The sequence below is a fragment of the Streptomyces sp. NPDC093065 genome (assembly GCF_044754585.1).
Lineage (GTDB): Bacteria > Actinomycetota > Actinomycetes > Streptomycetales > Streptomycetaceae > Streptomyces.
This window is the reverse complement of sequence record NZ_JBIVPJ010000049.1, coordinates 1-13,305: the sequence shown is the minus strand read 5'-3', so window position 1 is coordinate 13,305 and position 13,305 is coordinate 1. Positions and strand designations below refer to the sequence as shown.

Annotated in this window: 12 protein-coding genes; 5 read left to right on the top strand and 7 right to left on the bottom strand. The window is 71.9% G+C overall.

Annotation, left to right across the window (positions count from 1 at the left end; translation table 11 throughout):
• Nucleotides 1-134: 134 nt before the first annotated feature.
• Nucleotides 135-491: an iron-sulfur cluster assembly accessory protein gene (locus tag ACIQFU_RS38200; protein ID WP_052839876.1), complete on the bottom strand. Its 357-nt coding sequence runs from the start codon at nucleotides 489-491 to the stop codon at nucleotides 135-137.
• A gap of 263 nt (nucleotides 492-754) precedes the next feature.
• Here ACIQFU_RS38200 and nadA point away from each other — a divergent pair, with 263 nt between their 5' ends.
• A complete protein-coding gene (gene nadA / locus ACIQFU_RS38195) occupies nucleotides 755-1,939 on the top strand; it encodes a quinolinate synthase NadA (RefSeq protein ID WP_402557959.1) in 1,185 nt (394 codons plus the stop codon).
• 75 nt (nucleotides 1,940-2,014) lie between these two features.
• On the opposite strand, the gene ACIQFU_RS38190 is transcribed toward nadA, so the two are convergent.
• From ACIQFU_RS38190 to ACIQFU_RS38170, 5 genes are all read right to left on the bottom strand, one after another.
• Nucleotides 2,015-5,137, bottom strand: a complete 3,123-nt coding sequence (locus tag ACIQFU_RS38190; RefSeq protein WP_402557958.1) for an efflux RND transporter permease subunit — start codon at nucleotides 5,135-5,137, stop codon at nucleotides 2,015-2,017.
• A gap of 180 nt (nucleotides 5,138-5,317) precedes the next feature.
• Entirely contained in the window at nucleotides 5,318-6,001 is a 684-nt protein-coding gene (locus tag ACIQFU_RS38185; protein ID WP_402557956.1) for a response regulator, read from the bottom strand.
• Nucleotides 5,998-7,236 (bottom strand): sensor histidine kinase, encoded by a 1,239-nt coding sequence (locus ACIQFU_RS38180; RefSeq protein ID WP_402557954.1) that lies wholly within the window; start codon nucleotides 7,234-7,236, stop codon nucleotides 5,998-6,000. Before ACIQFU_RS38180 ends, ACIQFU_RS38185 begins: the two co-directional genes overlap by 4 nt.
• Nucleotides 7,237-7,505: 269 nt before the next feature.
• Nucleotides 7,506-7,790, bottom strand: coding sequence for a hypothetical protein (locus tag ACIQFU_RS38175; RefSeq protein WP_402557952.1), 285 nt, complete (start codon nucleotides 7,788-7,790; stop codon nucleotides 7,506-7,508).
• Between the two features lie 21 nt (nucleotides 7,791-7,811).
• Nucleotides 7,812-8,609: a PspA/IM30 family protein gene (locus tag ACIQFU_RS38170; protein WP_402557950.1), complete on the bottom strand. Its 798-nt coding sequence runs from the start codon at nucleotides 8,607-8,609 to the stop codon at nucleotides 7,812-7,814.
• A 284-nt stretch (nucleotides 8,610-8,893) separates the two neighbouring features.
• On the opposite strand from ACIQFU_RS38170, the gene ACIQFU_RS38165 reads away from it, so the two are divergent.
• From ACIQFU_RS38165 to ACIQFU_RS38155, 3 genes are all read left to right on the top strand, one after another.
• Nucleotides 8,894-9,532 carry a DUF3043 domain-containing protein gene (locus tag ACIQFU_RS38165; protein WP_402557961.1) on the top strand — a complete coding sequence of 213 codons (639 nt, stop codon included), beginning with the start codon at nucleotides 8,894-8,896 and terminating at the stop codon, nucleotides 9,530-9,532.
• A gap of 80 nt (nucleotides 9,533-9,612) precedes the next feature.
• Nucleotides 9,613-10,317 (top strand): class I SAM-dependent methyltransferase, encoded by a 705-nt coding sequence (locus ACIQFU_RS38160; RefSeq protein WP_402557948.1) that lies wholly within the window; start codon nucleotides 9,613-9,615, stop codon nucleotides 10,315-10,317.
• 68 nt (nucleotides 10,318-10,385) lie between these two features.
• Nucleotides 10,386-11,483, top strand: coding sequence for a S1C family serine protease (locus tag ACIQFU_RS38155; protein WP_402557947.1), 1,098 nt, complete (start codon nucleotides 10,386-10,388; stop codon nucleotides 11,481-11,483).
• Nucleotides 11,484-11,523: 40 nt separating this feature from the next.
• On the opposite strand, the gene ACIQFU_RS38150 is transcribed toward ACIQFU_RS38155, so the two are convergent.
• On the bottom strand, nucleotides 11,524-11,760 hold the full coding sequence (locus tag ACIQFU_RS38150; RefSeq protein ID WP_402557945.1) for a hypothetical protein: 237 nt from the start codon (nucleotides 11,758-11,760) through the stop codon (nucleotides 11,524-11,526).
• Between the two features lie 254 nt (nucleotides 11,761-12,014).
• Between ACIQFU_RS38150 and ACIQFU_RS38145 the strand changes: the two genes are divergently transcribed.
• A complete protein-coding gene (locus ACIQFU_RS38145) occupies nucleotides 12,015-13,214 on the top strand; it encodes a bifunctional adenosylcobinamide kinase/adenosylcobinamide-phosphate guanylyltransferase (RefSeq protein ID WP_402557944.1) in 1,200 nt (399 codons plus the stop codon).
• Nucleotides 13,215-13,305 lie beyond the last annotated feature (91 nt).

Sequence of the window (13,305 nt, the reverse complement as noted above, 5' to 3'; positions counted from 1 at the left end):
GGGGGGGCGCGGGCGGGGGGGGGGGGGGGCCCCCCCCCCCCCCCCCCCCCCCCGGCGGCGGGGGGGGCGCCCGGGCCCCCCCCCCCCCCCCCCCCCCCTTCTCGCGTTCGGATGCCTCGCGGCCTCTCAGCCGGTCAGCTGAAGGAGTCGCCGCAGGCGCAGGAGCCCGTCGCGTTCGGGTTGTCGATCGTGAAGCCCTGCTTCTCGATCGTGTCCACGAAGTCGATGGTGGCACCGCCCAGGTACGGGGCGCTCATGCGGTCGGTGGTGACCTTGACGCCGCCGAAGTCCTTCACCACGTCGCCGTCGAGCGAGCGCTCGTCGAAGAAGAGCTGGTAACGCAGGCCGGAGCAGCCGCCGGGCTGGACGGCGACGCGCAGCGCGAGGTCGTCACGGCCTTCCTGGTCGAGCAGCGCCTTGACCTTCGACGCGGCGGCGTCGGTCAGGATGATGCCGTCGGTGACGGTGGTGGTCTCGTCCGATACGGACATCTACATCTCTCCCGGGTTGTACGGAGACTGCTTGCCGACGGTTTCAACCGACGGAGCCGCGGATTCATTCCGGGCGGGACCGAGTCTTTGTCCTCGGCGTTCCCCTTCATGCTCGCACACGCCCCCGCCGACGGTCAGCGGCTGTGGCACCGGGATTCACGTCACACCGACACTATGGACATCGTCAAAGTGACGTGAACCGGCTATGATATATAGCGTCAGTTCGACGAAAAGGGTCGACGAAAGTAGAAAGGGTGCGTGTCGTGACCACCGCCCAAACCCAGGAGCTCGACGTACAGCCGACGCCCCTCGCCCTGCTGCTCCTCGGCCGTGAGGCCGACCCGAGGAGCGAGCGCGGTGTGGAGTGCCCCGGCGACCTGCCCTCTCCCTCGGACCCGGACCTGGTCGCGCGCGCCCGTGCGGCCAAGGAGAAGCTCGGCGACAAGGTCTTCGTGCTCGGTCACCACTACCAGCGGGACGAGGTCATCCAGTTCGCCGACGTCACGGGCGACTCCTTCAAGCTGGCCAGGGACGCGGCGGCGCGCCCGGAGGCCGAGTACATCGTCTTCTGCGGTGTGCACTTCATGGCGGAGTCGGCCGACATCCTGACCTCGGACGACCAGAAGGTCGTCCTGCCCGACCTGGCCGCCGGCTGTTCCATGGCGGACATGGCCACCGCCGAGCAGGTCGCCGAGTGCTGGGACGTGCTGACCGAGGCGGGGATCGCCGAACAGGTCGTGCCCGTCTCGTACATGAACTCGTCCGCGGACATCAAGGCGTTCACCGGCAAGCACGGCGGCACCATCTGCACCTCCTCCAACGCCGAGCGCGCCCTGAACTGGGCCTTCGAGCAGGGTGAGAAGGTCCTCTTCCTGCCCGACCAGCACCTCGGCCGCAACACCGCGGTGCGGGACCTGGGCATGTCGCTGGAGGACTGCGTCGTCTACAACCCGCACCGGCCGAACGGCGGGCTGACGGCCGAGGAGCTGCGCGCCGCGAAGATGATCCTGTGGCGGGGTCACTGCTCGGTGCACGGCCGCTTCAGCCTCGACTCGGTCGACGACGTGCGGGAGCGCATACCGGGCGTGAACGTCCTGGTGCACCCCGAGTGCAGGCACGAGGTCGTCGCCGCCGCGGACTACGTCGGCTCGACCGAGTACATCATCAAGGCCCTGGAGGCGGCCCCGGCCGGTTCCAAGTGGGCCATCGGGACCGAGCTGAACCTGGTCCGCCGTCTGGCGAACCGTTTCGCCGCCGAGGACAAGGAGATCGTCTTCCTCGACAAGACGGTCTGCTTCTGCTCGACCATGAACCGCATCGACCTCCCGCACCTGGTCTGGGCGCTGGAGTCGCTGGCCGAGGGCACCCTGGTCAACCGCATCGAGGTGGACCAGGAGACCGAGGCCTTCGCGAAGCTGGCCCTGGAGCGGATGCTGGCGCTGCCGTAGGCGGTCGTTGCCGCGTGAAGCACTGAGGGTGTCCCCACCGGGCGGTGGGGACACCCTCGCGTTATGCCGCCGCCGTCAGACCTTCGCCGTCTCCGGCTCGTCCGACGCCTCGGGCTGCGACGGCAGGTCGCCGCCCTTCTTCGCCGCCCGCTTCTTCGCGCGCCGCTCCTTGCGGAGCTCCAGCATCGCGTAGAGGGTCGGGACCAGGAGGAGGGTCAGCAGGGTCGAGGTGATCAGACCGCCGATGACGACCACTGCCAGCGGCTGGGCGATGAAGCCGCCCTCGCCGGTGACGCCCAGCGCCATCGGCAGGAGGGCGAAGATCGTCGCCAGGGCCGTCATGAGGATGGGCCGCAGACGGTGTCGGCCGCCCTCGACGACGGCTTCGACGACGCCGTAGCCCTGCTTGCGGTACTGGTTGATCAGGTCGATCAGCACGATGGCGTTGGTGACCACGATGCCGATCAGCATCAGCATGCCGATCATCGCCGGGACACCCATCGGGGTGCCCGTGGCGATCAGCAGGCCGATCGCACCGGTCGCCGCGAACGGGATGGACACCAGCAGGATCAGCGGCTGGGCCAGCGACCGGAAGGTGCCGACCAGCAGCATGAACACGATGGCGATCGCGGCCAGCATGGCCAGGCCGAGGTTCTTGAACGCGTCGTCCTGGTCTGCGGTGACGCCGCCGATCTCGGCCGTGGCGCCGGACGGCAGGTCCAGACCGTTGATCTTCGACTGGAGGTCCGCGCTGACCGCGCCGGTGTTGTCGCCGGTCGGCTTGGCGGTGACGGTCGCCGCGCGCTGCCCGTCGATGCGGGTCATCGAGACGGGGCCGTCCACCAGCTGCACGGTGGCGATGTCACCGAGCTTCGCCGGACCCAGGTTCAGGGCCTTCAGCTCGGCCATCGTGGTGGCCGGCCGGGCCGACCTGATGACGACGTCGCGCTCGGTGTCGTCCAGCGTCGCCTTGGCCGCCGGGGTGCCGCGCACCGCCTGGGCGACGGCCGCGCCGAGGGTCTGGTCGGTGAAGCCCGCCTCGGCTGCCTTGGCGTTGGCCTTGACCGAGATGCGCGGGACGCTCTGCGCCAGGTCGCTGGTGACGTCGGTGACGTCGTCGAGTCCGGCGACGGTCTTGCGGACCTGCTCGGCGGCCTCGCGGAGCACCTGCGCGTCGGCCGCCTTGACGACGACGCTCAGATCCTGGCTGCCGAAGCCGTCACCGGCGGCGATCGTGGTGGTGCCGATGCCGTCGCCGAGCTTCGCCAGCCCGTCCTCGATGTGGTCCTGGACGTCCTCGTAGGACGCGGAGTCCTCCAGCATGATCTGGTACGAGGCCTGGTTGGTGTCCGTGCCGCCGCCGAAGGCGGCCATGAAACCGGACGAGCCGATGGTGACCTGGTAGTCCTTGACGCCCTCGGTGTCGCCGAGCAGCTTCTCGACCTTCCTGGCCTGCTCGTCGGTGGCGCCGAGGCTGGTGCCGGGCTTCAGCTCCTGCTTGACGCTGAGGACCTTCTGCTCGCCCTGGTCGAAGAAGTTGGTCTTCAGCAGCGGCGCCATGCCGAAGGTGCCGACCAGGACGACGACCGCGATGGCCACGCTGGTCAGGCGGCGGCGGGTGGCGAAGCGCAGGACGGGGACGTAGAAGCGCTGCAGGCGGCTCCTGGCCTCCTTCTCCTCCGCGAGGCGACGGGCCTCGGCCGCGTCCTCGGGGGTGCCCTTCGGGGCCCGCAGGAACCAGTACGACAGCACCGGGACCACCGTCAGCGACACCAGCAGCGACGCGAGCAGGGCCGCGGTGACGGTGAGGCTGAAGGAGCCGAACAGCTCGCCGACCATGCCGCCGACCAGACCGATCGGCAGGAACACGGCGACCGTGGTGAGCGTGGACGAGGTGACCGCTCCGGCGACCTCGCGGACGGCGCCCAGGATGGCGTCCTTGCGCTCCTCGCCGTAGCCGAGGTGCCGCTTGATGTTCTCCAGGACCACGATCGAGTCGTCGACGACGCGGCCGATGGCGATGGTCAGCGCGCCCAGCGTCAGCATGTTGAGCGACAGGTCGCGCGTCCACAGGACGATCAGCGCCAGCACCACCGACAGCGGGATGGAGACCGCGGTGACCAGGGTGGAGCGGATCGACGCCAGGAAGACCAGGATGACCAGGACGGCGAAGAGCAGACCGAGCCCGCCCTCCGTGGTCAGGCCCGAGATGGCCTTGGAGACGGCCGGGCCCTGGTCGCTGACGACGGTGAGGGTCGCGCCGGAGCCGAGCTGCTCGCGCAGGCCGGGGAGCTTGTCCTCGACGGCGTCGGAGATGGAGACCGCGCTGCCGTCGTGGTCCATCGTCACGGCGACCGCGAGGGACGGCTTGCCGTTGGTGCGGGTGAGGGAGTCGGCCTTGGCCTCCTCCTCCTTGACGGTGGCGACGTCGCCGAGACGGACCGGCTTGTCGACGCCCTCGCCGGTGACCATGAGGTCCTGGATCTGCTGGACCGAGGTGAAGCCGCCGCCGACCTGGACGGTGCGGTTGGCGCCCGCCTCGTCGAAGGAACCGGCGGGAACGGTCGCGCCGCCCGCCTGGAGGGACTGGGCGAGCGCCTGCGGGCTCACCTCGGCCGCGGCCAGCTTCGCCTGGTCCGGCGTGACCGTGACCTGGACGTCGCGGACGCCGTCGACCACGACCTGGGCGACGCCGTCGATGCCCTTCAGCTCGGAGACGACCGTCTTGTCGAGCTGGTCGGCCAGCGCCTGCTGGTCCTTGTCCGAGGTGACGGCGAGGACGACGGTCGGGATGTCGTCCGTCGAGCCGGAGATGACCTGCGGGTCCACGGTGTCCGGAAGCTGGGCGCGGGCCCGGTTCACGGCCTGCTGGACGTCGGCGACGAGCTGCTGGGTGCCCGGGCCGTAGTCGAAGGACGCCATGATGACGGCGTTGCCCTCACTGGCCGTGGAGGTGACGCCCGAGATCCCGTCGACGGCTTCGAGGCTGTCCTCGATGGGCTCGACGACCTGCTTCTCGACCACGTCGGGCGAGGCACCCTGGTACGGGGCGAGCACCGACACCATGGGCAGTTCGATGGTGGGCAGCAGCTGCTGCTTGAGCTGGGGGATCGCGATCGCCCCGAAGACGAGCGCGACGATCGACATCAGCCCTATCAGGGCCCGTTGCGCGAGGCTGAATCTCGACAGCCAGGACATGGGTCAGGGTCTCTCTTCTGTGGCCGAGCGGGGGACGGGGCACATGGCAGCGCCGGGCGCGGGCGGCACAGGTGAGCGCCCACTCCAACACCCTGAGCCATGCGCGGCCCCGGTTTCCTAGGCCCCAGGTCCATTTCCTTATGCGGCGCATACTCCCGCCGCAGTACACGCGGGTAGCGGTCACTCCACCCTTGGACGTACCAGCCCGGATTCGTACGCGATGACGACCAGCTGGGCGCGGTCGCGGGCACCCAGCTTGGCCATGGCCCGGTTGACGTGGGTCTTGACGGTGAGCGGGCTGACCTCGAGCCGCTCGGCGATCTCGTCGTTGGAGCGCCCGCCGGCCACCTGGACCAGCACTTCGCGCTCGCGCACGGTCAGCGACTCGAGGCGCTCGGCGCGGGCCGGGTCGCGCTCCTCGTCGTCCGTGCCCTGCTGGGCGAGGAAGCGGGAGATCAGTCCCTTGGTGGCGGTCGGCGACAGCAGCGCCTCGCCGCCGGCCGCGACGCGGATCGCGCTGAGCAGCTCCTCGGGCTCCGATCCCTTGCCGAGGAAGCCGGAGGCACCGGCCCGCAGCGACTGCACCACGTAGTCGTCGACCTCGAAGGTGGTCAGTATGACCACGCGGACCTGGGCCAGGGACGGGTCGGCGCTGATCATGCGGGTGGCGGCGAGGCCGTCGGTGCCGGGCATCCGGATGTCCATCAGCACCACGTCGGCCCGCCGCTCGGCGGCCAGCCGGGCCGCCTCCGCGCCGTCGGACGCCTCCCCCACCACCTCCATGTCGGGCTCGGAGTCGACCAGCACCCGGAAGGCGCTGCGCAGTAGCGCCTGGTCGTCGGCGAGCAGGACACGGATCGTCATACGGGGTCCTTGGCGTCGGTGGTGGCGTCGGTGCGGCTCTTGACCGGAAGGATCGCATGCACGCGGAACCCGCCTCCGTAGCGGGGACCGGTGGTGAGGGTGCCGCGTACGGCGGTGACGCGCTCGCGCATGCCGAGCAGCCCGTGCCCGCCGCCCTCGGCGGGAGCGTCGGGGGCCTCACCTTCGCCGGTGCCGTCGTCGAGCACGGTCACCTCGATGTTCGGCCCGACCCGTACGACGCTGACCTCGGCCTTCGACTGCCGCCCCGCGTGCTTCTGCACGTTGGTCAGCGCCTCCTGGATGATGCGGTACGCGGCCAGGTCGACGGCGGCGGGCAGCTCGGTGCCCTGGTCGGTGCGGGCCATCTCGACCCGCAGTCCGGCGTGGTGGAAGGTGCCCACGAGTTCGTCGAGGCGGGCCAGGCCCGGAGCGGGTTCGGTCGGTGCCTCCGGGTCGCCGGACTGGCGGAGCAGGCCGACGGTGGCCCGCAGTTCGTCCAGTGCGGAGCGGCTGGCCTCCCGTACGTGGGCGAGCGCCTCCTTGGCCTGGTCGGGCCGCCTGTCCATGACGTGCGAGGCGACCCCGGCCTGCACGTTGACCAGGGCGATGTGGTGGGCGACCACGTCGTGCAGGTCGCGGGCGATGCGCAGCCGCTCCTCGGCGACGCGTCGACGGGCCTCCTCCTCGCGGGTGCGCTCGGCCTTCTCCGCCCGGTCGCGGATGGCCTGTACGAAGGCACGGCGGCTGCGGACGGCGTCTCCGGCGGTGGCGCCGATGCCGGTCCAGGCGAAGACGGCGAGGTTCTCCTGCGCGTACCAGGGCGGGGGGCCGGCCAGCATGGCGGCGCCGGTGAGCACGGTCATGGTGAGCAGGCCGACCCGCCAGGTGGTGGGCCGGTCGGTGGAGGCGGCGACGGTGTAGAGGGCGATGACGGCGGACATGACGACGGGGGCGCGCGGGTCGCCGGTGACGCTCTCGACGACGGAGACGCAGCCGGTGACGGCGAGGACCGTCATCGGCGCCCGGCGGCGGAAGGCGAGCGCGGCGGCGCCGGCGGTCATGAGCGCGAGACTGAGCGCGTCGGGGGTGCGCAGGCCCCAGTCGACGCCCTGAGGGCCGTGCGGGTCCACGAAGGAGCCGGCGACCATGCAGACCAGGACGGCCGCGGCGAGGGCGGCGTCCAGGGCGGAGGGGTGGGCGCCGATGGTGCAGCGGGCGCGGGCGAGGGTGCTCACGGTTTTTTACGGTAGCCGGACTGGGCGTGTCTGATGAGTGGGCCCGCGTGCAGTGGGCGTTGGCTGGGGGCTGCGCCCCCAGACCCCCCGTTTCGGCCTGAACGGCCTCGTCCTCAAACGCCGGACGGGCTGTGATTGACGGCCGACGTCGGCAGGCACCGGACGTGCCGGGAGTCACGGGCCCGCGTCAGCAGGCACCGGACGGGCCGGGAGTCACGGGTCCGTGTCGGCAGGCACCGAGCGGGCTGGGTGCAGTCGGCCGGTGTTCGTCAGGTGCCGCCCGGGATCAGCCCGTCGTCGCTCAGCAGCTCCCGTACGTCCTCCAAGGTGGCGTCCGGGGACGGGAGGATGAGGTCGGAGGGCTCCAGGGCGTCGTCCGGGAGGGACTCGCCCAGTTCGCGGACCTTGGCCAGGAGGGCCTGGAGGGTCGCGCGGAAGCCGGGGCCGTCGCCGTTCTCCATCTCGGCCAGGAGTTCGTCGTCCAGCTCGTTCAGCTGCGTGAGCCGGCCGTCGGCCAGCTTCAGCTGTCCCTCCCCCATGATCCGTACGATCATGTCGGCCCTCCTAGGCGTGGGCTACTGCTTGTCGAAGCGCGGCGTGTCCTGCGGCTGCTGCTGGGGCTGCGACGAGCTCTGGTCCTGACCCTGGCCGCCTTCGATGGCCTGGCGGTCGGAAGTGGAGCCCCCGGCCAGCTCGGCCTTCATGCGCTGCAGTTCCAGCTCTACATCCGTACCACCGGAGAGCCGGTCCAGCTCGGCCTGGATGTCGTCCTTGTGCATGCCGGACTGGTCGTCGAGGGCGCCGGAGGCGAGCAGCTCGTCGATGGCGCCGGCCCGGGCCTGGAGCTGGGCCGTCTTGTCCTCGGCCCGCTGGATGGCCAGGCCGACGTCGCCCATCTCCTCGGAGATGCCGGAGAACGCCTCGCCGATGCGGGTCTGCGCCTGGGCCGCCGTGTAGGTGGCCTTGATGGTCTCCTTCTTGGTGCGGAAGGCGTCCACCTTGGCCTGGAGGCGCTGGGCCGCAAGGGTGAGCTTCTCCTCCTCGCCCTGCAGCGTGGCGTGCTGTGTCTCCAGGTCGGTGACCTGCTGTTGGAGCGCGGCGCGCCGGGAGAGCGCCTCGCGGGCCAGGTCCTCGCGGCCCAGCGCCAGCGCCTTGCGGCCCTGGTCCTCCAGCTTGCCCGACTGGGACTGGAGCTGGTTGAGCTGGAGCTCCAGGCGCTTGCGGCTGGTGGCCACGTCGGCGACGCCGCGGCGCACCTTCTGCAGCAGCTCCAGCTGTTTCTGGTACGAGTAATCGAGGGTCTCGCGCGGGTCCTCGGCCCGGTCAAGGGCCTTGTTGGCCTTCGCGCGGAAGATCATCCCCATACGCTTCATGACACCGCTCATGGGCTTCGCGCGCCCCCTTCTGACCGAGTCCGGCTCCAGCTACTGCAACAGAACCCACAGTACGGGCCCTGCATCCATTACCGCACTGTTCGGGGACGGATGCGCTCATCCCCAAGGACGACTGCGCACGTTCCCCGTCCGGCGCAGGGAGTAGGTGCTCCCCGGGGTTGTCCGGAAAGTCCCGGTGTCCTGGGCCGTACGCACCATCCGCTCCGTACTTCCGCTCTGTCCCCTTACAGACGTACGGCGTTGCCGGATCGTTCCCCACCGGACTGGGGTCCACACCCCGGCACCCCGTACCCTTGGGTTTTGTGTTCCGTAGCCGTGCCAAGGATGAGAAGGCCCAGAGCGCCGTCAGTGCGCAGGTGACCGACTCCAAGCAGCCCCGTGACCCGCAGGCCCCGAAGGGAAGGCCCACGCCCAAGCGCAGTGCGGCCCAGTCCCAGCGCCGCAGCGTCGCCAATACGCCGATGACGCGCAAGGACGCCGCCAAGCGGCAGCGCGAGGAGCGCCGGACCGCGATGGCGCGGCAGCGCGAGGCGCTGGCGAAGGGCGACGAGCGGTACCTGCCGGCCCGTGACAAGGGCCCGGTCCGCAAGTTCGCGCGCGACTTCGTCGACTCCCGGTTCAACATCGCGGAGTACTTCCTGCCGATGGCCGTGATCATCCTCGTGCTGAGCATGATCCGGGTGGCCTCGCTGCAGAACATCGCGCTGCTGCTGTGGCTGGTCGTCATCGTGCTGATCGTGCTGGACTCGATCGTCACCGGCTTCCGGCTGAAGAAGCGGCTCGCCGAGCGCTTCCCGGACGAGCGCAGGCGCGGCGCGGTCGCCTACGCGCTGATGCGTTCCCTCCAGATGCGCCGTCTCCGGCTGCCGAAGCCGCAGGTCAAGCGCGGGGAGCGGCCCTGAGCACGACGCCGTTCGCCGAGGGCGCGGCCAAGGCCCGGGCAGCGGGGCTGTCCGGGCTTCGGGACGTCGTACGGCAGGAGATGGTCGCCCGGCAGCTGGACGAGCAGATAGCCGGGCGCTTCGCCGTGGGCAGGCGGCTGCGCGTGCTCGACGTCGGGATGGGCCAGGGCACCCAGGCGCTGCGCCTGGCCCGTGCCGGGCACCAGGTGACCGGCGTGGAGCGGGACGCGACGATGATCGCCGCGGCGCGCGAGGCGCTGGCCGGCCAGCCGGAGGGCATCCGGGAGCGGATGCGGATCGTCGAGGGCGACGGCCGGGACACCGGGGTGCACTTCCTGCCGGGCAGCTTCGACGTGGTGCTCTGCCACGGCGTGCTCATGTACGTCGAGGAGCCCGATCCGCTGCTCGCGGGTCTGGCCCGGATGCTCGCGCCCGGCGGCCTGCTGTCGCTCGTCGTGCGCAACGGGGACGCGCTCGCGCTGCGCCCCGGTCTGCACGGCGACTGGGCGGGCGCGCTGGCCGCCTTCGACACCACGAACTACCGCAACCGCCTGGGCCTCGACGTCCGCGCGGACCGGCTGGCGACGCTGACTGCGAGGCTCGCGGGCATCGGCGCGCCGCTGCACACCTGGTACGGCGTACGGATCTTCACGGACACGGCACCCGACGGAGCCGCGCCGCCCGACGACCTCGAGACCCTGCTGGCCGCCGAGGAACGGGCCGGACGGACGGACCCGTACCGTTCGGTCGCCGCGCTGCTGCATCTGTGCGGGGTGCGCGGCTAGGGCCTGTCCAACGCCCGTTCGGGTGTTCACCGGGGGCCGGTCGGCGGGGGCGCCGTGAGACTCGGGCCATGGACACTTCCCGCCCCCGTCTGCCGCTCCTGTCCCGCCTGCTCGCCCCGTTGGCCGTTTCGGCCTGCTCCCTGCTGCTCGCGACCGGCTGTTCCGACGCCGGTTCGGAGACCGGCCGGGGCTCGGGCAGCGCACGGGAGGGCGACACGGCGCAGGCCGCGGCGCCGCGCGCGGCCAGTGAGCTGCAGGCCGACTACGAGCGGGTGATCAAGGACGTACTGCCGTCGGTGGTGCAGATCCAGGCGGGCGACTCGCTGGGGTCGGGGATCGTGTACGACGACAAGGGACACGTCGTCACCAACGCGCACGTCGTCGGGGACGACAAGTCCTTCCGGGTGACGACGGCCCGCAACGAGGGCGCCCTGACCGCGAAGCTGGTCTCCTCCTACCCGGAGCAGGACCTGGCGGTCATCAAGCTGGACAAGGTGCCCGACGGCGCGAAGGCGGCCCGCTTCGGGGACTCGGCGAAGGTCGAGGTCGGGCAGATCGTGCTGGCGATGGGTTCGCCGCTCGGCCTGTCCTCCAGCGTGACGCAGGGCATCGTGTCGGCGACGGGGCGGACCGTCACCGAGGGCAGCAGCGGGGGCGGCACGGGCGCGACCATCGCCAACATGGTGCAGACGTCGGCGGCCATCAACCCGGGCAACAGCGGGGGCGCCCTGGTGAACCTGGACGGGCGGGTGATCGGCATCCCGACGCTGGCGGCGACCGACCCCGCGCTCGGCGACAGCGCGGCGCCCGGCATCGGGTTCGCGATCCCGGCGTCGATGGTGACGACGGTGGCCGGTCAGATCGTCAAGGACGGCAAGGTCACCGACTCGGGCCGGGCCGCGCTGGGCATCACCGCCCGGACCGTCGTCGACGGCAGCTACCGGCCGGCCGGGGTGGCCGTCGTCGAGGTGAGCGACGGCGGGGCCGCCGCCGAGGCGGGACTGCGGTCGGGGGACGTCGTCGTGAGGCTCGGGGACACGGACATCACCACCATCACCTCGCTGTCCGAGGCGCTGGCGTCGATGCGGCCGGGCGACCGGACGAAGGTGACGTACACCCGCGACGGGGACGAGCACACCGCCGAGGTGACGCTGGGCGAGCAGTGACGGGGAGCGAACCGCCCCCGCCCGCCCCGGAGTCCCGCCCTCAGGCCTCGGACTCGGCCTCGGACTCCGTCTCCTCGGCGTGCAGGCTCATCGGGCCGTAGATCTCCGTGGAGTCCTCGAAGAGCCGCACCTGGTCGGTGCCGCCCTCCTGGAGGTCCTTCCAGTGCTCCCCGATCCAGGACTCGGCGTCCCCTTGCGTGGTGAACTCCTCGGGCTGCACCGCGGGCTGGACCTCCGTCCCGCCGGCCGTCTCGAACCGCCACGTCCATGCCGCCATGTACGCCTCCAAGATGTGAGCACATGCAGAGCGGAAGCCGGATCTTGGTCCGGCCCCCGCCCGCAGCCTATGCGCTGAGCCGGGCACACCGTAGAAGGCCCGGGGACAAGCCGGGGACGAGAAGACGAGAAGGGGACGAGAAGGGCCCGGAGACGGGACAGGGACGGGGCCCGGTGGACGGGGACGGGCCCGGTCGCACGCCCGTCGGGGGACTCGGACGCGCAAGTCGCGGGGCGACCGGTGAAAATCGGTGCGTGGACGTGACTCTGCTCGGCACCGGTGCCCCCGCGGGACTGCCCCGCCCCGACTGTCCCTGCGCGGCCTGTGCCGCGGCGCAGGGCGAGCACGCGCGCGCGGCGACCGCGCTGCTGGTGGACGGGGCGCTGCTGCTCGACCTGACGCCGGGCGCCGCGTTCGCCGCGGCCCGGGCCGGGCACTCCCTGGCCGGTGTGCGGCAGGTGCTGCTCTCCCACCCGCACGACGGCCCCGCCGTGGAGGTGCCGGCCGGGCTGCCGCAGCCGGGCCGGGTGCCGGACGGGCGGGAGCTGGCGCTGCTGACCGGGCACCGGGTGCGGGCGGTGGCGCTGGACGCGCCGGGCACCGGGTACGCGGTGACGGGACCGGACGGCGGGCGGGTCCTGTACCTGCCGCCGGGCGGCGCCCCGGCCGGTCTGGAGGCGCCTGCGGAGCCGTACGACCTGATCCTCGCGGACGTCGTGGGGCGGCCGGACGCGCTGGCGAGGCTGCGGGCGGTGGGCGCGGCGGGCCCGACGACGGACGTCGTCGCCGTCCACCTGGACCACGACGTCCCGCCGGGACGGGAGCCGGCGCGGCGGCTTGCCGCGGCCGGCGCACGGGCGGTGCGGGACGGCACGACGCTGACGGTGGGCTCGTACGAGGACGTGCCCGACGTACCGCGGCGCACCCTGGTCCTGGGCGGCGCCCGGTCGGGCAAGTCGGTGGAGGCGGAACGCCGGCTCGAGTCCTTCCCCGACGTGCTCTACGTGGCCACCGGCGGCTCCCGAAGCGGCGACACCGAATGGGCGGCCCGGGTGGGCGCGCACCGGGAGCGGCGCCCGGACTCGTGGCGGACCGCCGAGACCTGCGACCTGGTCCCCCTGCTGACGGAGGAGGGCCCGCCCCTCCTGATCGACTGCCTGTCCCTGTGGCTGACGGACGCGATGGACGCGGTCGGCGCGTGGGACGACGCGGAGTGGGCCGACGGCGGCGAACGGGCGCTCAGGGACCGGGTGCGGGAGCTGACGGAGGCGGTCCGCGCCACCCGGCGCACGCTGGTGGCGGTGTCGAACGAGGTCGGTTCCGGCATCGTCCCGGCCACGGCGTCCGGCCGCCGTTACCGCGACGAACTCGGCCGTCTGAACGCGGCGTTCGCGGGCGAGTGCGAGCAGGTACTGCTGGTGGTGGCGGGCCAGGCGCTGGTGCTGCGGGGCTAGGGTCTGTCTCTTGGATCAGTCTGACTCCGTCTTGGCGCTGGCGTCTGTGTGAGCGGGCCGATGGACCGCACCACACCCTTAGGCTCGTCCC

Coding starts and splice junctions, on each gene's coding strand:
- ACIQFU_RS38185 (WP_402557956.1), bottom strand. CDS start 6,001: ATGACGATCCGTGTCCTGCTCGCCGACGACCAGGCGCTACTGCGCAGC.
- ACIQFU_RS38150 (WP_402557945.1), bottom strand. CDS start 11,760: ATGGCGGCATGGACGTGGCGGTTCGAGACGGCCGGCGGGACGGAGGTC.
- ACIQFU_RS38160 (WP_402557948.1), top strand. CDS start 9,613: ATGGTCGCCCGGCAGCTGGACGAGCAGATAGCCGGGCGCTTCGCCGTG.
- ACIQFU_RS38170 (WP_402557950.1), bottom strand. CDS start 8,609: ATGAAGCGTATGGGGATGATCTTCCGCGCGAAGGCCAACAAGGCCCTT.
- ACIQFU_RS38155 (WP_402557947.1), top strand. CDS start 10,386: ATGGACACTTCCCGCCCCCGTCTGCCGCTCCTGTCCCGCCTGCTCGCC.
- ACIQFU_RS38190 (WP_402557958.1), bottom strand. CDS start 5,137: ATGTCCTGGCTGTCGAGATTCAGCCTCGCGCAACGGGCCCTGATAGGG.
- ACIQFU_RS38200 (WP_052839876.1), bottom strand. CDS start 491: ATGTCCGTATCGGACGAGACCACCACCGTCACCGACGGCATCATCCTG.
- ACIQFU_RS38175 (WP_402557952.1), bottom strand. CDS start 7,790: ATGATCGTACGGATCATGGGGGAGGGACAGCTGAAGCTGGCCGACGGC.